This is a genomic window from Neobacillus sp. BP17, from assembly GCF_059579525.1.
Genome location: NZ_CM184198.1, coordinates 1377061 through 1396651 on the forward strand (window position 1 = coordinate 1377061; position 19591 = coordinate 1396651).

Here is a 19591-nt window from a genome sequence, read left to right on the forward strand (position 1 = left end):
TTCATCATTCTCCTTTTTACTTCATACATTGTGGTAAGAGGAAAAGGGGGAATGGCTAATGAATGTGGAAGGACGTAATGCACTGGAATATGCGATCAGTGAAATTACTGAAATCGCAACCGGGTTTGGATTGGATTTTTATCCAATGCGCTATGAAATCTGCCCTGCTGAAATTATTTATACATTTGGGGCCTATGGTATGCCAACCCGATTTTCACATTGGAGCTTTGGAAAGCAATTTCACAAAATGAAACTTCATTATGATTTAGGCCTTAGTAAAATTTATGAATTGGTTATCAATTCCAATCCATGCTATGCTTTCTTACTTGACTCTAACACCCTTATACAAAATAAATTAATTGTTGCCCATGTTTTAGCACATTGTGACTTCTTTAAGAATAATGTTCGTTTTCAAAATACGAAGCGGGATATGGTCGAAAGTATGGCAGCTACGGCTGAAAGGATTCATCAATATGAAATTCAATACGGCAAAAAGGAGGTAGAAACTTTCCTTGACGCGGTATTGGCCATCGATGAACACATTGATCCATCATTGATGAGACCTAAATTATCTTGGTCAATTGGAGATGACGAGTCAGACGATGAACATGAAGTTCAAGCGGCAACGCCCTATGATGATCTATGGGGATTAGATGAAAGGGATAAAAAGGAAACAAATCAACCAAGGAAACGGAAATTTCCTCCGAAACCAGAGAAGGATTTATTATTATTTATTGAAACCTACAGTCGAGAATTAACAGATTGGCAGCGAGACATCTTGACAATGATGCGGGAGGAAATGCTTTACTTCTGGCCACAGCTTGAAACAAAAATCATGAACGAGGGCTGGGCTTCTTTTTGGCATCAACGGATATTACGAGAAATGGATCTAACAAGCGGCGAAGCCATTGAATTTGCTAAACTGAATGCTGGCGTGGTGCAGCCTTCCAAAACGGGAATCAATCCATATTACTTAGGAATCAAGATTTTTGAGGATATCGAAGAGCGGTACAATAATCCGACAGAAGAGATGATACGAAGGGGAGTAATGCCAGGGTCTGGAAGAGAAAAGATATTTGAAGTAAGAGAAGTGGAGTCTGATATTTCCTTCTTGCGAAATTATTTAAATAAGGACCTGGTCATGCGCGAAGATATGTATCTTTTCCAAAAACAAGGCAGGGACTACAAAATAGTTGATAAACAATGGGAACAGGTTCGCGATCAGCTTGTCAATATGCGCGTAAATGGCGGATTCCCATATATTACGGTTAATGATGGAGACTATTTAAAGAATGGTGAACTTTATTTAAAGCATTGGTATGAAGGCGTGGAACTTGATGTTAAATATCTCGAGAAAGTACTTCCATACATCCAGCAGCTTTGGGGAAGACCTGTCCATATTGAATCGATGATCGAAGAAAGAAAAATGTTGTTCTCCTATGATGGTAAAGGGGTGCATCGCAAATATTTGTAATTTCTTGAGGCTATCTTGTACTATCAAGGTAGCCTATTTTTTATTTAGGATAATAGAAAACAGGAATATCATTTCATGAATATATATTATTTATTTAAGTGAACACTATGTTAAAAAGGGGATAAAATTGATGAAACAAACGCTAAGCCCTAATGTGCTTTCTGTTTTAGAAGACAAAATTAAATTAATAAAATCACAAAAAGGAGCGATATACTTAGTCGGTCCGATTCGGCTTCCCGTTAATTTATATGGTGAAACGGTCGTTTTTAAGTGGTACTGCTGGCTGAATTGTGATGAAGTAACGGAGGATTTTGAAAGAATTATTGAAAAACTATCTTCGGCGAATTTAGCGGAGTTCCAACAATCTAGTGTTTTAGTATACGGTGATTTTGAATACGGAGACGATGCAATCATAAGATTCCATTCGATTTGCCATACAGGTGATATTTTTGGAAGCAAACGGTGTGATTGCGGATTTCAATTAAAAAAGTCAATGAAGATGATCTCAGAACATGGTACAGGAGCACTATTCTATTTAGCTAACCATGAAGGCAGAGGAATTGGTTTATTTAGCAAGGCAATGGCATATGTTCTTCAAGAAAATGGTTATGATACGGTTGAAGCGAATGAAGGACTTGGTTTTGTAGATGATTCAAGAAATTATGGAGATGCGATTTTAGTTCTTAAAGCATTACGCTCAAAACCTGTAACACTAATGACCAACAACCCGAAAAAGTTAGAAGCATTAAAAAGTTCTGGTTTAGAGGTCTCAGGCCGGCAGCCTTTGTGGGGAGATGTATCTGAATATAACGAGAAGTATCTTCAGACAAAAATTAGACGTTCGGGTCATTTAAGAGATAAGGAGACTTGTCCAAATGACTAATCATGAGTTCTATATGGATTTGGCTATAAAAAATGCCAAAGCAATGAAAGGCCAAACCGACCCCAATCCACTTGTTGGAGCCGTTATAGTGAATGAAAACCGTGTAGTCGGTATCGGTGCACATTTAAAAGCAGGAGAGCCACATGCCGAGATTCACGCACTACGTATGGCTGGTGAAGCGGCCAAGGGAGGTACCATTTATGTCACATTGGAACCGTGTTCCCATTATGGCAGGACAGGCCCTTGTGCTGTAGCAATCGTTGAAGCAGGATTAAAAAGAGTAGTGATCGCGACACTTGATCCTAATCCTGTTGTTGCAGGTAATGGTGTAAAAATACTTAAAGATGCTGGAATTGAAGTGATCATTGGAGTTCTACAAGAGGAATCCCATCGGATGAATGAAGTGTTCAATAAGTTTATTGTTGAGAAAAGACCGTTTGTCACTTTGAAATCAGGGGTTACCTTAGATGGAAAAATTGCTACTTACGCATCAAACAGTAAATGGATTACTTCTGGAGAATCAAGAACCGATGTTCATCATCTTCGCAATGAAAATATGGCTATACTAGTAGGTGTAAATACGGTAATAGAAGATAACCCTGAATTAACAACGAGAATCCCAAATGGGAGAAATCCTATTCGAGTAATTCTGGATTCAACCTTAAAGATTCCTCTAGGGTCTAAAGTTGTCACTGATAACCTTGCAGAAACGTGGATTTTTACAAGCAAGAATTATGACAAGGCTAAGGAAGAAACATTAAAGTCTTTAGGGATAAAAGTTTTTGTCACTAATGGATTGCAAAAAGTTGATCCTAATGAAGTGGTCCAAATTTTAGGTGAGAACTTAGTCTCCTCTGTATTAATTGAAGGAGGGGGTACCATAAATGCAGCTTTTCTAGAAAATAAATGTATTGATAAAGTAATCCTATACTTTGCACCTAAATTAATCGGTGGAAAGCAAGCACCTACTTTCCTTGAAGGAACTGGAATAGAGAAAATGGCTGATGCAATAGATTTAGTGGATACTTCAATCATTAAAATAGGAAAAGACTATAAATTTATTGGCTACCCAAGCTATTCAAAAGAGGGAATTATGTGATGAGATTTGGTTTTGATATTGACGATACATTAATCAATCTACGAGAACATGCTTTTAATATCTATAATAAAAGGTTGAATCAGAATGTTCCAATTGAAATTTTTCAAAACTTAAAAAGAGTTGAAATACATGAACCTTTTGGATTGACTGATCTACAAGGGAAAGAAATGTGGAATAATTCATTAGAAGAAATTTATTATACATCATGCCCTGCCTTTCCTGATGCAGTTGAAACTTTACAACAACTGGAGAAGAACGGGCACGAAATATACTATATAACAGCAAGGCCTAAAGAACATGGTGAACGAACGAAGGAATGGATGAGAGAAAACGGCTTTCCTGTTAATGATGAAAGATTTTTTTACGGAATGCAGGATCATGAAAAGGTAGAAATCATTAAAAAGTTACATCTCGATTATTATTTTGATGATAAACCTGAAATATTAGATACCTTATTAAACGAATCCATAAAACTTTTTCTTCGCGATCAATCCTATAATCGTCATTTGAACTTACCACGAATTGTAAATTGGAGTGAACTTGAGGGAATCATAACAGAAAAGGTATAAAATATAATTCGGACACGATTGCCTTTGAAATCATGAAAACTGTCCAAAGACGACCGAAGTTCGGACAGGATTGTCTTTGAAATCCCGAAAGGTGTCCAAAGACGAAAGTTCGGACAGGATTTGCCTTTGAAAACACGAGAGGTTCCCTAAGACGACCAATGTTTGGACAGGATTGCCTTTGAAATCATGAAAACTGTCCGAAGACGACCGAAGTTCGGACAGGATTGCCTTTGAAATCCGGAATGCAGTCCGAAGGCGACCGAAGTTCGGACAGGATTGACGTTGAAATCCCGAAAGGTGTCCGAAGACGACCAATGTTTGGACAGGATTGCCTTTGAAATCATGAAAACTGTCCGAAGACGACCGAAGTTCGGACAGGACTTGCCTTTGAAATCACGAATGCAGTCCGAAGGCGACCGAAGTTCGGACACGATTGCCTTTGAAATCATGAAAACTGTCCAAAGACCACCAGGATTTGAACGCAGCAACTCAGTTTATGAAAAACCAAAGTAAAAGAAGGCAGCTGATTAAATAGCTGCCTTCTTATACGAATATTAAATTGAAGCAAGTTCTTTTTCTAAGGCCTTCTCTACTGTTACATAATCATAGCCAAGATCTTTTGCCACTGCTTCATACGTAATTTCACCGTTAGCCACGTTAACCCCAAGATATAATGCAGCATTTTCAGAAATGGCTTTAAAAACACCTTTATTAGCGATCTGTAATGCATATGGTACCGTTACATTTGTAAGGGCCATTGTTGAAGTCCTAGGTACAGCCCCAGGCATATTTGCAACTGAATAGTGGACAACACCATGTTTGATAAATGTTGGATTATCATGTGTTGTTACATGATCGATTGTTTCAACGATACCACCTTGGTCAATTGCAACATCGACGATTACTGAACCAGGTTTCATTGATTTAACCATTTCTTCAGTAACAAGCTTAGGTGCTTTGGCACCAGGGATTAATACAGCACCGATAAGAAGGTCAGCTTCTGCGACTGCTTCGGCAATATTGAAAGGATTAGACATTAATGTTTTGATTTGATTTCCAAAAATATCATCTAATTGACGAAGGCGATCTGCGCTTAAGTCAATGATTGTCACGTCTGCACCTAACCCGATAGCCATTTTTGCGGCATTGGTTCCAACAATTCCTCCGCCGACAATAGTAACTTTTCCGCGGTTAACACCTGGAACACCTGCAAGAAGAATGCCAAGGCCTCCATTATTCTTTTGTAAGAACTGCGCACCAATTTGAGCAGCCATACGACCAGCCACTTCACTCATTGGGGTAAGCAATGGAAGAGTACGGTTCATAGATACAGTTTCATAGGCAATCGCGATGACACCTTTATCTTTAAGAGCTTGAGCCAAATCTGGCTCTGCTGCTAAGTGTAAGTAAGTAAATAATATTAAACCTTGACGGAAGTACTTATATTCACTTGAAAGAGGCTCTTTTACCTTCATAATCATATCAGATTTAGTCCATACTTGCTCAGCGCTATCTATGATTTCAGCACCAGCTTTAGCATAAGCTTCGTCGGTGAAACCGCTTCCAATTCCTGCGTCCTTTTCCACTAATACTTTATGGCCAGCATTTAAGAATGAAACAACACCCGCAGGAGTTAGTGCTACACGATTTTCATTATTTTTAATTTCTTTAGGTACCCCAATAAACATAATTTAATTTCCTCCCCTAGTTACATATAAGTGTCTTGCTATGGCTAAAGTATAGAATGTTTCCTAGAGAATTTCTTTGTTTAGAAAAGAGAAAGATAATCATTCTTTTTGGGGATTTTCACAAACCGTTCAAATCCCCTGATATTTTTCCAGCTTTAAATCTATGAAAAGAATCATCTTTTGATTAGGATCTCTTAAATTTATATCCCCAATTTCCGTGATACGTTTAAGCCGATAGTTTAATGTATTAGCATGGACATTTAGTTCCTTAGCTGCATCATTTATGTTGTTATCTTTATTTAAGAAAACCTCTAATGTTTCGACCAAGTTGCTATTGTGTTTCTGATCGTATTCATGAAGCCTTTTTAAGGCATAATTTTCATAGGCATCAGTTTGTCTTTTTTCTAAAATAAGATCTACTATTTGATAGATGCCAAGCTTTTGATAGGTAAAAATATCCTTAGTCTCTAATGGGAACTTTTCTTTAATTGTTAAAACAGCTAATGTTTCTTTATAGGCCTTGCTTGTTTGTAGAAAATCCTCATAAATACTGCTATAGCTTGGTTTGATTTCTTTGATTCCATATCTCTCACTCATTTGAAGAACAAAGGATTTTGCAAATTGTTCCAGTTCATTGAAAGGGTTCTCAATAGTCGTGGTGGATACCATTAGAATGAGTTGATTGCAGTCTATTGTGTAAAGAATAATTTTTATTCTTTGATTGGTTTTTAACAGATATGATATCGATTGCTCTACTTTGTTCGTGATATTTTCCTGAAACTGAAAAACAAGAACTGCAAAAAAGGCGGGTGGCGTTAATTGTAGTGAGTGGAAATGATCGAAAATCTCCTCTTTTACTTTAAGATGACCTGTTAAAAGTTTCCAAAAGAATTCTTGTGAACGTTCTTCTTTTTTGTTCTTTCTCGTCTGAAGCTGTAATAGTTTATTTTTTGCGGAATCTGCGGCTTTCTTTAAAAGAATAAAATCCCCTTCTGTTAAAACCTTATCAATTTCAATTGCCCAAATAAATCCAATCACTTCGTCTTGTTTCCAAATCGAAATGGCGACTCTATTGTTAAGACCGATGTCACTTATATTTTTCACACGGATCGGTTCTTGGGTCTTTAGTAAAGCAGGAATTGTTCCTTCTTTCCATAATTGATTAATAACCTTTTCCGGCACCCTTCGTCCAATGATAGTAGAAATTCTCGCAGGATCCGTTCGTTCATCATGTGTACTATAGGCAAGTAGACGGTGATTTGCATCCTCAATTGTAATAGGGCACATTAGTACCTGACTAATAAGGTCAGCAAATTCATCTAAGCTTTCGAAGGCAGTCTTAAATGGATCAGGTAGTCTAGTATTCAGAACGATTACCCCCAGATTAAAATATAAAAAATCCCTTTGTTTAATTTTACAAAAAAAATATGATAATTTCATTTATTTTTACAAAATAAATAATGTGCTATAATGTTAAAATGATTCCGAGTAATTCAAAAAGAGAAAATATTTTCATAATTACTCTTTTTGAAAGCGGTAACAATTAGGTAATAAGGAGGATTAAGTAATAAAAGACTTAAAAGTGAAGACTAAGATTGCTATAGTAAAAAAGCAAAGAAATTATTTCTATGGGATGAGAAAGTGTTAAAGTGTATTTATAAGGGGGATTTATATGAGTAAGAACACTCAGGGTAAAGAGCTTCATCGTGGTTTGGAAGAAAGGCATATCACCTTGATGTCTTTAGGGGCAGCCATCGGGGTGGGACTATTTCTTGGATCTGCAACCGCAATAAAAATGGCGGGGCCAGGTATTTTGGTTGGATACGCGGTTGCTGGACTAATTATGTTTTTTATCATGCGTGCATTGGGCGAAATGGCGATTCAAAAACCGGTTGCTGGTTCTTTTAGTAAATATGCTAGGGATTATTTAGGTCCACTTGCTGGGTATATCACAGGCTGGAATTATTGGTTTTTATGGGTTGTAACATGCATGGCTGAAATCACGGCTGTAGGAATTTACATGGAGTATTGGTACCCAGATGTTCCACGTTGGATCTGGGCACTCTCAGCACTTGTGATCATGGCAGGGGTCAACTTTCTAGCTGTAAAAGCGTATGGTGAATTAGAATTTTGGTTTGCGCTTATTAAGATTGTTACGATTATTGCGATGATTGCCATTGGTCTTGGAATGATTTTCTTTGGAATTGGCAACGGGGGAATCGCTACCGGCATTAAGAATTTATGGGAACATGGCGGTCTTTTCCCGAACGGAATTAAGGGTGTTTTGCTATCATTACAAATGGTTATGTTTGCCTATTTAGGAATTGAAATGATTGGTGTTACAGCTGGGGAAGTTAAAAACCCTGAAAAGTCTCTTTCAAGAGCCATTGATTCGGTATTCTGGCGTATTCTTATTTTTTACGTAGGTGCACTATTCGTGATCATGTCCATCTATCCATGGGAGGAAATTGGTACAAAAGGCAGTCCGTTTGTACTTACTTTTGAACAAATTGGGATCCCGGGGGCAGCAGGTATTATAAACTTTGTCGTACTTACAGCAGCATTGTCATCGTGTAACAGTGGAATTTTTAGTACGGCACGGATGTTATTTAATCTAGCACAGCATGATGAGGCACCTAAGAATTTCGCGAAAGTAACTAAAAGTGGTGTTCCAGGTGTTGCAGTCATAGCTTCTGCAGGTGCATTACTAATTGGTGTTGTCTTAAATTATATTGTCCCAGCAAAAGTTTTTACTTGGGTAACGAGTATCGCAACCTTTGGAGCGATTTGGACTTGGGGAGTTATTCTTTTATCGCAAATTCGCTATCGTAAAACTTTAAAGCCCGCTGAGGAAAAGGTTTTAAAATATAAGATGCCATTGTTTCCGTTTACTTCTTATCTTTCATTAGCCTTCTTAGCTTTCGTCATTGGTCTCATGGCGTATAATCCAGATACTCGGATTGCACTAATTATTGGACCTTTATTCTTAGTTTTCTTGGTCGCGGTTTACTATACAAAAGGATTCCATAAACGAAATTCAAACCAGGATAAGGTTGATGAACGAGTAAGCTAAAAATTATCATCGTTTACTATAAGAAAAAGCAGTGGGAGAGTTTGATCCCCACTGCTTTATTTATGGCAAATATTAATTCGTTGAATTTTCTTTTACAGCTGCCATGGCCCTTTTGGACGGCCAGAAGGCCCATTTTCCCAGTAAAACGGTGATGGATGGAACAAGTAATGGTCGTACAATGAAGGTGTCCAATAAAACACCGATTGCAGTAATTGTTCCAAAGTGTACAAGGACTTGAATAGGTAAGGTTGTTAATATCGCAAATGTTCCAGCTAGAATTAAACCAGCAGAAGTGATAACTGAGCCAGATTCAGCGACACCTTCCTTAATGGCTTGAAGAAGTGGCAAATGCCTGCTTTTTTTCCATATACTCGAAATCATAAAGATATTATAATCTTCCCCTAATGCCACGATAAAAACAAAGGCATAAAGCGGAATAAATCCTTGGATCGCTTCAACTCCAAAAATATAATGAAGTAGTACCCAACCGAGTCCAAGTGCACTAAAGTATGATAATAGAACCGTTCCAATTAAATAAGCTGTGGCTGTAATTGAACGAAGATAAACAAGCAGTAATACAGCGATGATACTAATAACGATCGGAATAATGATGCTGCTATCATGATTGGTTGTCTGTTTGGTATCATACTGTTCAGCCGTTAGACCCCCAATCCAAACATGATCAGATGTTTTCACAATTCCAGCATTTTTTAAGCTGTTCTCTACTGTTGTGCGAAGGTCTGGAATATGACTCATTGCTTTATTTGAGTAGGGGTTAACATTCATTTCTACATTATAGCTAATTATATTGCTATTTTTTACTCCCTGTTCCCCTTCAGAAACTATTTCAACGAAAGTTAGTTTCTCTAAATCTTCTTTTACAGCGTTTGATTTCCCATCAGTTTGCACGATTACTTGAACAGGTGCTAGTTCACCTGGATTAAAGTGTTCTGAAATGATCTTGAACCCTTCTCTTGATGGCATATCTTTTGGAAAAGAAGATAAGGTATCGTAGGTATAGACAATTTTGGATGAAAAGAATGCAAAAATACCTAGAAATAATAACGTAATTACCATTAACTCAATTGGTTTTTTCACGATAAGTTTTCCTAGTCGTGCACCAAATCCTTCTTTATTATTTTGAGGCGGTAGTGTTTTTCCTTTCTTTTTGGCGCGTTCTTCTTGCATAGATCTAGTCAGCGGCATGAACGGATAAAAGGAGGCTCTGCCAATAATACTTAAGAGTGCCGGTATTAACGTTAGACTAGCGGCCATCATGATTAGTATAGATAAGCTAAATGGAATGGCGAAGCGGTGGATCGCACCGTATTCAGATAGTAATAACACTAGCAGTGAGAAAACAACCGTTAGCCCGCTCATTGCAATAGCACCAGATGCGCCTTTTAATGAGAGTTTCATAGCGGTCAGCTTATTGTTTTCCTCAAGTAGATTACTTCTAAATCTGGAAATGAGAAATAAACAATAATCAGTTCCTGCACCAAAAAGTAGTACCGTCATGATCGAAAGGGCTTGTGAGTCCATTTCAATCCATCCAGCCTTTGCAATTCCACCTAGAATGGGACTTATGACACCATAGGCAATCCCAACCCCTAATAATGGAATCAAAGCTAAAATCGGTGAACGATAAATTAGTAGTAATAAGACGAGAACAATAGCGACTGTTCCAAATAGTAAGGAGAGGTCTCCTTGACTAAATAATGCTGTTGCATCTGTTGAAACGCCTGCAGGTCCAGTAATTCTTAATAGTAGTTGATCTTTATCCCCCATTTTTGCTTTATTTGGATTCTCCGGAAAAATAGAAGCAGCTTTTTCTTTGAATGTTAATATGCCATCAGCCATTTGCTCCTTGTCTGAATCCTTTTTAAACGTAATAGGTAAAATTAAGGTAGTACCATCCTCTGAAAGCTGCTGTTTAAGTACAGGGAGTGGGAATTGATAAAAAGGTACAATAGAATCCTGTGAATCTACTGGATTTTTGTCTAATTCCTTGGAATACTTTTGAATAAGTGAAAGATCACCTTCCGAAATTCCTGTTGATTTATACCAAGTTAACAGGGCCGGAGTACCTGAACTTGTCGGGAATTCTTTCTCTGCAACAATTTTCGCTTGTTGTGAAGGTGTGGTTGATTCTAGATTTTTTGCCATCTCATTCTTTTGAGAATTTGCTTGTGGCAAAGTGGTATTTAAAACGGCTGCAAGAATCAGCCATGTAATAAGAACGACCCATCTGCCTTTCTTCCCACTAACAGCATTACCATACTTCTTAAACCATTGTTTTTCCAATTTGTTCACTCCGATCTTTTTTCCTTATCGATTGATAAGGAATGGGTAAAAAAATATAAAATTATGCTCTAATTCCATTAATAAAAATTTCAACCATTAATTTGGTTTTTTCCTCGGCCTTTTTTTGTCGTTCCTCTGTAGAGATTCTAGTAGTATTTTCTGGCTCTAGAATGGATTTAATAATATTTAATATCAAATAGGCTATTTCAGTAGTATTTGTATTCATCAATTCAGGTTTTTTAATTTCTCCAGTTGAAACCCCGTCATTTATCATTTGCTCAAAAGGTGTTAAAAAGGCCTTGGCCCACGATTGAAAGAGATGCCGTTGTTCGTTCGGATGCAGCTCATGTGAAATATCGTGAAACATTTGTCCCATATCCATTTCAAAATGCGCCGACATATAGATTGTCATTTGAGTAAGTCTTTCTTGAAAGGTTGTAAACTGAGATAAGAGTGCATTTAAGTCAAGTTCAGTTTGATGAAGGGTTTGCTGCATCACAGCAACATACAGTGACTGCTTGTTCTTAAAATGATGATAAATAGCCGGCTGTGTCACACCACAAATTTGAGCAATTTGTCTTGTAGATACGGCGCGATAACCTAGCTCCATGAATAAGCTCCGTGCAGTATGAATAATCAATTGGTACGTTTCCTTAGGATCTATTGCTTTCGCTTGTATGTTTATCTTGCTCATTTAAATTTGGTCCTTTCATAATGATTACCTTATCAGGTGATAAGTAAAATATATCGAAACTGGAGAAAGAAGTAAAGTGGCAAAAAAGAAGAATCCCGATGGATGATTGGAATTATTCCTATTTCACATACTAATATTGAAAATTAAATGAGGGATAGGTGTTGGTATTGAATAGAATTCTAAAAATTATCACTGCAACATTTTTTATTATTTCTTTAACCAATTTTCGCGCGCAAGCAGTAACAATGACTAGTTTGTCTGAACAAAATACGATGTCGGTGCTTTGGTTTCAAAAAGCTGGGGAGGCAAAAGGATTATATTATCAAGGCTATAACATTGGAAAAATGAGATTGGACGAAATCCTGAGGGAAAGAAGGGGCAGGAATACCTTGAAACCAGCAATTGTCCTTGATATCGATGAGACCCTACTAGATAACAGTCCCCACCAAGCATGGTATGTGTTGGCCGGACGGAAAATACCTTTTAATTGGAATGAATGGTTTAAGCGGGCTGAAGCAAAACCACTGCCGGGTGCCATTGAATTTTTGCAGTATGCAAAATCGTTAGGAGTGGAGATTTTTTACATTTCTAACCGTTATGAATCACAAAAAGATGCTTCGATTAAGAATTTGCAAAGTGTGGGTGCGCCACAAGCGGATGTTGATCATGTATTATTAATTCAACCTGGTGAAGTTGGCAAAGAAACACGCCGCCGTCAAGTGGCGAAAACACATGAAATTCTTTTATTATTTGGTGATAACCTCGGGGACTTCAGTGAATTTGATAAATTATCATTTACAAAAAGAAATGAGATGGTCGATACGTATAGGGAAGAATTCGGGAAAAAGCTAATCCTCTTTCCCAACCCGATGTATGGAGATTGGGAAGGGGCTATTTATAACTATAACTACAAGATATCGGATGAAGAAAAAAACAAACTTAGAAGAAAATTATTAGAAACTTACCACTAGAAATTAAAAGACGCCAAAAAAAAATGGCGTCTTTTGTTGTACATTGTAAAATATCGAAAAGTACTAAAAGAGCAGCTAACTCCTTACATTTTTAAGAATGTTAATGGCAAAGACAATGATTCCTAATACCATCAATGTACCTCCAGTAGCCACTGCAGGCGCAGCACTTTCGGTCCCAGATACTAAAAACGAGAGTCCTATCATCATAATAGGCAAAGAAATATTATGAATCCAGAAGTGAACCTTTGCGAGTGTTGTTTCTGCAGCACTTGGAAAACCAACGTAGATGAGACCAGCAACAGCCATAGTCAGCCAACCTAATAGGTTAATATGGGCATGAACAGGGGTGAAGTCAAAACTTTCCTTCATAGACATATACATACCCATGCAAACCCCAATGACAAAATACACCACAGAAATTTTAATTAACCTAATTGCCATTTTTCAGCCTCCTTTTTACGTTAGAAGTATGACTACAGTAGTAAATATGTAGGATTTTTCTGAAAAAGAACTTTGATTTAAGAGGACAAAATAAGAATTTAATAAAAAAAAGCTGCACACTTTGCAGCTTTTTGGTAGAGAATTAAAAAATCGCTTTAATACCAACTAAGACAAGCCCTATTAAGAATCCACAGACCGCACCATTTACTCGGATCCATTGAAGGTCTTTTCCAACGTTTGTTTCAACCATTTTAATAAGTGTTTTATCATCCAGTTTTTCTAAATTTTCTTTGACAAGTATGCCAATTTTTGAATGATTTTTATCAACAAAACTAGAAATATGGTTCTTAATCCAGGCTTCAATCGCAAGAATTTTTTCTGGATCTGATTTGATCCCATCTAAGCCATTTTTAACAATTGGCAGGAGAAAGTCATTATAAAAGTTGGGTTTATCAATAAAATCATAAGCTCTTTGTTCTATCTGAGCTAATAAGCCAGTAATTTGTTCTTGTAGATTCCATTTATCAACCAGTTGTGTTTTAAGATTATTAAGTTCATCGTAGACCTTCTGATCATTTTTTAACGATTGCAGTTTATGGTCAATATGAATCATTAATGTTTGGCGATTTTGATTTAGCGGGTCTTTGAAGCTAGCTACCCCTTTTAAAATAAGGCTTTGGATTATACTCCCTAATTTCTCTTCGTTAACCAAATTACTAAACGATTTTAAGGCGAATTGCATAAATCCATCCGCTTTAATATTTTCGACAGCATCGACCGCAAGCCCGCCGAGTTTATACTTTGTACTATCCTTTCTTGCCCATTCATCAACTTCTTTAAGTAAGTAATCAAGAGCTTTTTCATCATAATTTCTGATCTTAACTTGGTCTATTAGCAAAGGAAGAAAATTCTTACTATCGATTTCGTGGATTCTATCTTTTATTTCTTCTTCTAGCAGTGGAGCAAATCTTGATATATCAAAAATTTTTAGCAAATGTTTAGCCATCGTGATGAAATTCTTTTGGACTGCTGGAGAAGGTAATTCATTGTCAATGATGTCAAATATTTTATCAGTAAAATTAATGGTCTCAATTTTTCTACGGATGCTCTCTTTGGTGAGCCAATCATTTTCTAACATGGAAATGATTCCAGCGATAATTCTATTCCGATTTTTTGGCAGCAGGGCTGTATGTGGTATTGGAATACCTAGTGGATGCCTGAATAATGCTGTTACGGCAAACCAATCGGCAAGTCCACCTACTAGACCCGCTTCAAATCCCCCCTGCAGGATAATTCCCCAGATTGACTCTTTTATTGGAATTGTGGCTAGAAAGCCGATCCCCATCACAGCAAGGAAAATGGTTGCTAAATGCTGTGTTTTTTTATTCTTACTTTTTACCATCTTTGAAACCCCTCATTTTTGAGAAATATTATTGTCTATTGCTATTATCTCAATTTTACTAAAAAAAAAGCAAAAAAAATTACTTATTATTGGATTATTTGCTAAATCTTATGAAGGAAACACTTAATGCTTTTTTAATATAATAAAATATTGTAAAATGAACAAGGTTTCAAAAAAGCAAATTAGGGAGTAATGGAAATGAAAAAGTTCTTGTTATTTGTGTCAGCGATTATGATGGCTATTGGCTTATCTGCCTGCTCAAGCAATGATGAAGCAAAAACAGACAAGAAGGAAACTACGGAAGAAACTGCATCTAAAGTAGATGTTAAAAAGGAATTAGTCAGATTTTATATGGATCTTGGTAATAAAATTAACGCAAAAGATGCTGATTTAAATGCTTATGTTGCAAAGGCAACTAAGGAAGATGCAACACCTGAGGAATTACCGAATGCTGAAGATCGAGCTAAAGCAAGTGAATCGGCAGCTTCGGTTGCAGCCGAATTAAATACTTATCAAATTCCTGCATCATTAAAAGATAAAAAAGCAGATCTTGATGCGGCGATTAAGGATTTTGCGGCTTCATACCAAGCTAAAGCAGATGAATTAAAAAAGGAAACCCCTAATTTTGATGCAGCTACTGCAACCTTCACACAAGGGGAGGAAAAACTTGGTAAAGTATTTGAAAGTGAAAAATTACTTCCGCCAGGCCTCGACAAACAAGTGAATTAATATCCAATCCAAACTCATAGATAAAAAACAAGCCATAAATGCTGGCTTGTTTTTTATTGTCTTAATATCGATTTAATTTACCGCTAAGCTTGGGAGTTTGTGGTATGTGACCATAATTTCATCTAGATGGTTATCCATAGTTAAGGATGTTTTAGTATCTTCAAAGAACCAAACATCATTTTCTTCAACAAAGAAGGTAATCCCATTAATTTCTTTAGAATATCCAACATGAACAGGGGATTCCGCTGAAAAAGCAAGGGTAAAGCCTTTATGCTTTATTCCAAACCCAGCGTATTGTGGGAACATCCGAATACAAAATGGTTTGTTAAATTCGAATTCATTTGTAAACCATGTGGCAGCTCTTTCATCAATAGAAATGAACATCTAAAAGCACCAACCTTTTCCTATTAAGTATTGATCCAATAAGGAAAGAAATGGATGTCTTGGTTTAAGCTAGTATCGTCTGTTTCCATTTCCCTATAATGAAAGATTATAACTTTTATATAGTTTTGCATGTGATTTTATTCACGGACAGGTCCTTCGATATTAAGATTTTTTAAAATGTTCATTTATTTTTCTTAAAACGTTCACTTGTGTGCAAAGATTCACAACTTTTTTTTCAAAAAAGGTTTTAATAACTAATAAATAGTACTTTAATGGAGGAATATATGGATAAAAGTGTGGATGCGGGGGATATGTATTAAGGGTTTGGAAAATTTAAATCATTGTTCACTTCAATCAAGTGTTGCTGATATTGTAACATATTTATAGTGAAAATAATGATAAGATAAGGGCAAGAACGAAGGGGGGACCTCCGATGGTACAAGAAATCGATAAGCTAACAGATAATGTTAATGACATAAAAAGTTTATTCCGTACCTTAAATGAAACATTAGAAAGTATTGAAAGACGGTTATCCCGGCTTGAAAAAATGGATAGCATAGAACACCGTGTAGAAGTAAATCAAATTGACCTTTCTGATATCAAGGAATCGCTTCAACGCATTGAAGAAACACATAGTAACGAAATTCAACATATCAACCGACGGCTTGATTCTCATTTAGTTAAAATTGCTAAAATAGAAGAGGAAATGATTATATTTAAATCTAGATAATCATTGCAGGAAGTTGGTTAAAGGATCAGATTGATAAAAATCTGGTCCTCATTGTTTTTAGTTAGAAAACGTTTGCTGGGTCTAAGGTCCTGTGGAATCATATAAAAAACCAGACGGGTAAAAATCCGTCTGGTAGAATGTTTTAAGAAAGCACTTCTGAATTGGATATTGAAACTTGTTGACTAACATTCTCGTCATTACTGGCATCATTACTGGCGTTTTTCGTGACCTCAATATAACGAATATGATGCTCTTCCATATCAAGAATTTTAAAGGAATAAGTGTCATGAAGGAGGACATCGCCCTCTTTAGCTTCGTAATTTTCGGTTAGAATCCAGCCGCCAATTGTATCCACATCTTCATCGTCAATTTCTACTCCCAAAAGGTCATTAACCTCACTAACTAAAACTTTAGAGTCAATAATATAATGGTGCTCTTTAATTTTACGTACCTCTGGAATTTCGTCCATATCGAATTCATCACGAATTTCCCCAACAATTTCTTCGAGGATATCTTCAACTGTTACAAGTCCCGAAGTACCACCATATTCGTCCATTAATATTGCCATGTGAACGCGGTCTTTTTGCATTTTTACTAATAGGTCATGGATTGGAATCGTCTCTATTACTCTAATAATTGGTCGAGTATAGTTTTCTAGTGTCCGCTCTGATAGTTTTTCATTGCCAATTATATCTGTCATTACTTCTTTTATATTGATAAGCCCGATTATATGGTCCTTATCCCCATCAATGATGGGATATCGTGTAAATTTTTCCTCGCGTAATACCTGAAGAAAGGTTTCAAGTGTATCTTCTTTAGATAAGGATACGATTTCTGTTCTTGGAACCATAACTTCTTTGGCAATACGGTTATCAAATTCAAAAATTTTATTTACATACTTAAACTCAGATTGGTTAATTTCACCACTTTTGTAGCTTTCAGAAAGGATAATTCGAAGTTCTTCCTCTGTATGTGCAATTTCATTTTCTGATACAGGCTTAAGACCGAAAAATTTAGTCGTAATTCGTGCAGAGCCATTAAGCAGCCAAATAACGGGATACATTACCTTGTAAAATAGTACAAGCGGACGTGCCACCAACAAAGTAATCCATTCTGCCTTCTGAATTGCTAATGTTTTAGGAGCAAGTTCCCCTACAACTACATGTAAAAAGGTAATTGCAGCAAATGCAAAGCCAACAGATAATACTTGGTTAAAGCTTGCTGGAATATTCAGACTTTCGAATATTGGATGGAGAATCTTTTCAAAAGTTGATTCACCTAGCCAACCTAAACCAAGGGCTGTGATGGTTATTCCCAGCTGACAGGCCGAAAGGTATTCATCCAGATTAGATATTACTCTTTTAGATGTCACTGCACTCGAATTTCCCTCTTCAATTAACTGATCAATTCTTGAGCTCCTAATTCGGATAATTGCAAATTCTGAAGCAACAAAAAAAGCAGTTAACGCAATTAAAATGGCTATAATAACCAAGTTAAATATGTCCAAATAAGTTCCCTTATCCTGTTTTTAGACAGGTAAGGAGTCACCTCCCAGTTTGATAAAAAAATTGGCTCTTATTTCCTTGAATTAATTTCTAGTTTTCTCCTAATCTCGTCTAATGGTCATCATACCACCTCGACAATTTAATAAATTAACAATAATTATAAAGAATTTGAACTATACAGTCAAACGTTCTGGTTAGTATATTAGTTGATAACTATATTTTATGGAGAAACATAGTGAATATGAACAATAAAGACGAAATATTACAAAAATTCAGATGAAAAACAAACAGATCCTACTCAAGAGCAGCATCTGTTTGTTTTTCATCTGAATCTGCTTTAAAAACCTCAATGTACAAGATATGGTGTCCTTCAATCTCCTGAATTTGAAATACAAAATCTTCATGTTCAATGGAGTCACCTTTATGTACATCAAATTTTTGTGTTAAAAACCAGCCGCCAATCGTATCGACATCTTCCTCATCCAGTGTGGTACCGAGAAGGTCGTTTACTTCACTAATTAAAACTTTACCATCTAAAATAAAATGTCCATCATTTTTTTTCTGGATAAGAGGAAGCTCATCCAAGTCAAATTCATCGCGTATTTCACCAACAATTTCTTCGAGTATGTCTTCAACCGTGACAATACCTGCTGTCCCGCCATATTCATCCGATAAAACAGCCATATGGGAACGATTTTTTTGCAGTTTGAGCAGAAGTTCCTGAATCGGTATGGTTTCAATGACATGAATGACGGGTTTTAGATAGGGAAGCAACGGTCGGTCTCCAGTGCATTTTTGCTGGATACAATCTGTTAAGACTTCTTTTATGTTAATAACCCCTAAAATATTATCCTTGTCACCATCAATAAGTGGATATCTTGTATACTTTTCTTCCTTAACGATTTCAATAATTTCTTCCATGGATGCATCTTTTGAAAGTGTTACGAGTTCAGTTCTGGGAACCATAATTTCTTTAGCAACCCGATTATCAAATTCGAATATTCGGTCCATATATCGATATTCAGATTGGTTTATTTCACCACTTTCATAACTTTGTGAGAGAATTAATCTTAATTCTTCCTCAGAAAGGACAATATCGTGCTCGGATGCGGGCTGTACCCCGAAAAGTCCAGTAACAAACCGCGCTGACCTATTTAGTATCCAAATAAACGGGTACATCAATTTATGAAACAAAATTAAAGGTCGAGAAAAAAACAAGAGAATTTCTTCTGCTTTCTGAATCGCAATCGTTTTGGGTGATAATTCACCAATGACGACATGGAAAAAAGTGATGACAATGAAAGCAAGGATAAACGAAATAATGTGTTTAAGTGATAAAGGGATGTGAATTAGGTCAAAAACTGGATCTAACAGTTCCCGAATAGTAGGCTCCCCGAGCCAGCCTAAAATAAGGGAGATAATTGTAATGCCCACCTGGGTGGCGGATAAATAACCATCCAAATTTGAAATTACCTTCTTAGCTGCTTCTGCTTTTGGATTACCTTCCGATAATAATTGATCAATTCTTGTGGATCGAACCTTTACCATCGCAAATTCTGAAGCAACAAAAAGGGCGGTAAAGGCTATTAGGATAACAATAATCAATACATTCATCCAAATCATCTATCACCTTACAGGTGTAAGG

At 36.5% G+C, this 19591-nt stretch carries 18 protein-coding genes; 9 read left to right on the forward strand and 9 right to left on the reverse strand.

Features of this window, described 5'->3' with window-relative positions:
* Positions 1–58 precede the first annotated feature (58 nt).
* The 5 genes from AC4QJR_RS06565 to AC4QJR_RS06585 all read left to right on the forward strand — a co-directional run bounded on the left by AC4QJR_RS06565 (position 59) and on the right by AC4QJR_RS06585 (position 4538).
* On the forward strand, positions 59–1474 hold the full coding sequence (locus AC4QJR_RS06565; RefSeq protein WP_496525701.1) for a SpoVR family protein: 1416 nt from the start codon (positions 59–61) through the stop codon (positions 1472–1474).
* A 130-nt stretch (positions 1475–1604) separates the two neighbouring features.
* Entirely contained in the window at positions 1605–2357 is a 753-nt protein-coding gene (locus AC4QJR_RS06570) for a GTP cyclohydrolase II (protein WP_375376728.1), read from the forward strand.
* Positions 2350–3456 (forward strand): bifunctional diaminohydroxyphosphoribosylaminopyrimidine deaminase/5-amino-6-(5-phosphoribosylamino)uracil reductase RibD, encoded by a 1107-nt coding sequence (gene ribD, locus AC4QJR_RS06575; RefSeq protein ID WP_496525702.1) that lies wholly within the window; start codon positions 2350–2352, stop codon positions 3454–3456. The genes AC4QJR_RS06570 and ribD overlap by 8 nt, the downstream gene beginning before the upstream one ends.
* Positions 3456–4025 carry a 5' nucleotidase, NT5C type gene (locus tag AC4QJR_RS06580; RefSeq protein WP_496526631.1) on the forward strand — a complete coding sequence of 190 codons (570 nt, stop codon included), beginning with the start codon at positions 3456–3458 and terminating at the stop codon, positions 4023–4025. Before ribD ends, AC4QJR_RS06580 begins: the two co-directional genes overlap by 1 nt.
* A 282-nt stretch (positions 4026–4307) precedes the next feature.
* Positions 4308–4538 carry a hypothetical protein gene (locus AC4QJR_RS06585; RefSeq protein WP_496525703.1) on the forward strand — a complete coding sequence of 77 codons (231 nt, stop codon included), beginning with the start codon at positions 4308–4310 and terminating at the stop codon, positions 4536–4538.
* 41 nt (positions 4539–4579) lie between these two features.
* Here AC4QJR_RS06585 and ald read toward each other — a convergent pair whose 3' ends face one another.
* Entirely contained in the window at positions 4580–5713 is a 1134-nt protein-coding gene (ald, locus tag AC4QJR_RS06590) for an alanine dehydrogenase (RefSeq protein ID WP_098572126.1), read from the reverse strand.
* A gap of 129 nt (positions 5714–5842) precedes the next feature.
* The gene (locus tag AC4QJR_RS06595) at positions 5843–7153 is read right to left on the reverse strand and encodes a PucR family transcriptional regulator (protein ID WP_098572127.1); all 1311 of its coding nucleotides are present in this window, start codon (positions 7151–7153) and stop codon (positions 5843–5845) included.
* 232 nt (positions 7154–7385) lie between these two features.
* Between AC4QJR_RS06595 and alaP the strand changes: the two genes are divergently transcribed.
* Positions 7386–8786 (forward strand): alanine permease AlaP, encoded by a 1401-nt coding sequence (gene alaP / locus AC4QJR_RS06600; RefSeq protein ID WP_251456620.1) that lies wholly within the window; start codon positions 7386–7388, stop codon positions 8784–8786.
* A 72-nt stretch (positions 8787–8858) separates the two neighbouring features.
* Here alaP and AC4QJR_RS06605 read toward each other — a convergent pair whose 3' ends face one another.
* Entirely contained in the window at positions 8859–11090 is a 2232-nt protein-coding gene (locus tag AC4QJR_RS06605) for an MMPL family transporter (protein WP_496525704.1), read from the reverse strand.
* 61 nt (positions 11091–11151) lie between these two features.
* The gene (locus tag AC4QJR_RS06610; RefSeq protein WP_496525705.1) at positions 11152–11784 is read right to left on the reverse strand and encodes a TetR/AcrR family transcriptional regulator; all 633 of its coding nucleotides are present in this window, start codon (positions 11782–11784) and stop codon (positions 11152–11154) included.
* 167 nt (positions 11785–11951) lie between these two features.
* On the opposite strand from AC4QJR_RS06610, the gene AC4QJR_RS06615 reads away from it, so the two are divergent.
* Positions 11952–12755: a 5'-nucleotidase, lipoprotein e(P4) family gene (locus AC4QJR_RS06615; protein WP_496525706.1), complete on the forward strand. Its 804-nt coding sequence runs from the start codon at positions 11952–11954 to the stop codon at positions 12753–12755.
* Between the two features lie 75 nt (positions 12756–12830).
* On the opposite strand, the gene AC4QJR_RS06620 is transcribed toward AC4QJR_RS06615, so the two are convergent.
* Entirely contained in the window at positions 12831–13196 is a 366-nt protein-coding gene (locus AC4QJR_RS06620; RefSeq protein WP_098572131.1) for a cytochrome-c oxidase, read from the reverse strand.
* Positions 13197–13338: 142 nt separating this feature from the next.
* Positions 13339–14598: a DUF445 domain-containing protein gene (locus tag AC4QJR_RS06625; RefSeq protein WP_496525707.1), complete on the reverse strand. Its 1260-nt coding sequence runs from the start codon at positions 14596–14598 to the stop codon at positions 13339–13341.
* Positions 14599–14796: 198 nt separating this feature from the next.
* Here AC4QJR_RS06625 and AC4QJR_RS06630 point away from each other — a divergent pair, with 198 nt between their 5' ends.
* Complete coding sequence (locus AC4QJR_RS06630) at positions 14797–15327, forward strand: hypothetical protein (protein ID WP_496525708.1); 531 nt, start codon at positions 14797–14799, stop codon at positions 15325–15327.
* Positions 15328–15399: 72 nt separating this feature from the next.
* On the opposite strand, the gene AC4QJR_RS06635 is transcribed toward AC4QJR_RS06630, so the two are convergent.
* Positions 15400–15711, reverse strand: coding sequence for a HesB/YadR/YfhF family protein (locus AC4QJR_RS06635; RefSeq protein ID WP_098572134.1), 312 nt, complete (start codon positions 15709–15711; stop codon positions 15400–15402).
* 433 nt (positions 15712–16144) lie between these two features.
* On the opposite strand from AC4QJR_RS06635, the gene AC4QJR_RS06640 reads away from it, so the two are divergent.
* Positions 16145–16441: a hypothetical protein gene (locus AC4QJR_RS06640; RefSeq protein ID WP_098572135.1), complete on the forward strand. Its 297-nt coding sequence runs from the start codon at positions 16145–16147 to the stop codon at positions 16439–16441.
* Positions 16442–16583: 142 nt separating this feature from the next.
* Here the strand turns inward: AC4QJR_RS06640 and AC4QJR_RS06645 are convergent, their stop codons facing one another.
* Together AC4QJR_RS06645 and AC4QJR_RS06650 are read right to left on the reverse strand one after the other, a co-directional pair.
* Positions 16584–17948: a hemolysin family protein gene (locus AC4QJR_RS06645; RefSeq protein WP_098572136.1), complete on the reverse strand. Its 1365-nt coding sequence runs from the start codon at positions 17946–17948 to the stop codon at positions 16584–16586.
* Positions 17949–18240: 292 nt separating this feature from the next.
* A complete protein-coding gene (locus AC4QJR_RS06650) occupies positions 18241–19569 on the reverse strand; it encodes a hemolysin family protein (protein WP_375376737.1) in 1329 nt (442 codons plus the stop codon).
* Positions 19570–19591 lie beyond the last annotated feature (22 nt).

What these genes read in the sequence shown, in the direction of transcription:
- AC4QJR_RS06565 (WP_496525701.1), top strand. Translation starts at nt 59, where the DNA reads ATGAATGTGGAAGGACGTAATGCACTGGAATATGCGATCAGTGAAATT.
- AC4QJR_RS06570 (WP_375376728.1), top strand. Translation starts at nt 1,605, where the DNA reads ATGAAACAAACGCTAAGCCCTAATGTGCTTTCTGTTTTAGAAGACAAA.
- ribD (WP_496525702.1), top strand. Translation starts at nt 2,350, where the DNA reads ATGACTAATCATGAGTTCTATATGGATTTGGCTATAAAAAATGCCAAA.
- AC4QJR_RS06580 (WP_496526631.1), top strand. Translation starts at nt 3,456, where the DNA reads ATGAGATTTGGTTTTGATATTGACGATACATTAATCAATCTACGAGAA.
- ald (WP_098572126.1), bottom strand. Translation starts at nt 5,713, where the DNA reads ATGTTTATTGGGGTACCTAAAGAAATTAAAAATAATGAAAATCGTGTA.
- AC4QJR_RS06595 (WP_098572127.1), bottom strand. Translation starts at nt 7,153, where the DNA reads ATGAAATTATCATATTTTTTTTGTAAAATTAAACAAAGGGATTTTTTA.
- alaP (WP_251456620.1), top strand. Translation starts at nt 7,386, where the DNA reads ATGAGTAAGAACACTCAGGGTAAAGAGCTTCATCGTGGTTTGGAAGAA.
- AC4QJR_RS06610 (WP_496525705.1), bottom strand. Translation starts at nt 11,784, where the DNA reads ATGAGCAAGATAAACATACAAGCGAAAGCAATAGATCCTAAGGAAACG.
- AC4QJR_RS06620 (WP_098572131.1), bottom strand. Translation starts at nt 13,196, where the DNA reads ATGGCAATTAGGTTAATTAAAATTTCTGTGGTGTATTTTGTCATTGGG.
- AC4QJR_RS06625 (WP_496525707.1), bottom strand. Translation starts at nt 14,598, where the DNA reads ATGGTAAAAAGTAAGAATAAAAAAACACAGCATTTAGCAACCATTTTC.
- AC4QJR_RS06630 (WP_496525708.1), top strand. Translation starts at nt 14,797, where the DNA reads ATGAAAAAGTTCTTGTTATTTGTGTCAGCGATTATGATGGCTATTGGC.
- AC4QJR_RS06635 (WP_098572134.1), bottom strand. Translation starts at nt 15,711, where the DNA reads ATGTTCATTTCTATTGATGAAAGAGCTGCCACATGGTTTACAAATGAA.
- AC4QJR_RS06640 (WP_098572135.1), top strand. Translation starts at nt 16,145, where the DNA reads ATGGTACAAGAAATCGATAAGCTAACAGATAATGTTAATGACATAAAA.
- AC4QJR_RS06650 (WP_375376737.1), bottom strand. Translation starts at nt 19,569, where the DNA reads ATGATTTGGATGAATGTATTGATTATTGTTATCCTAATAGCCTTTACC.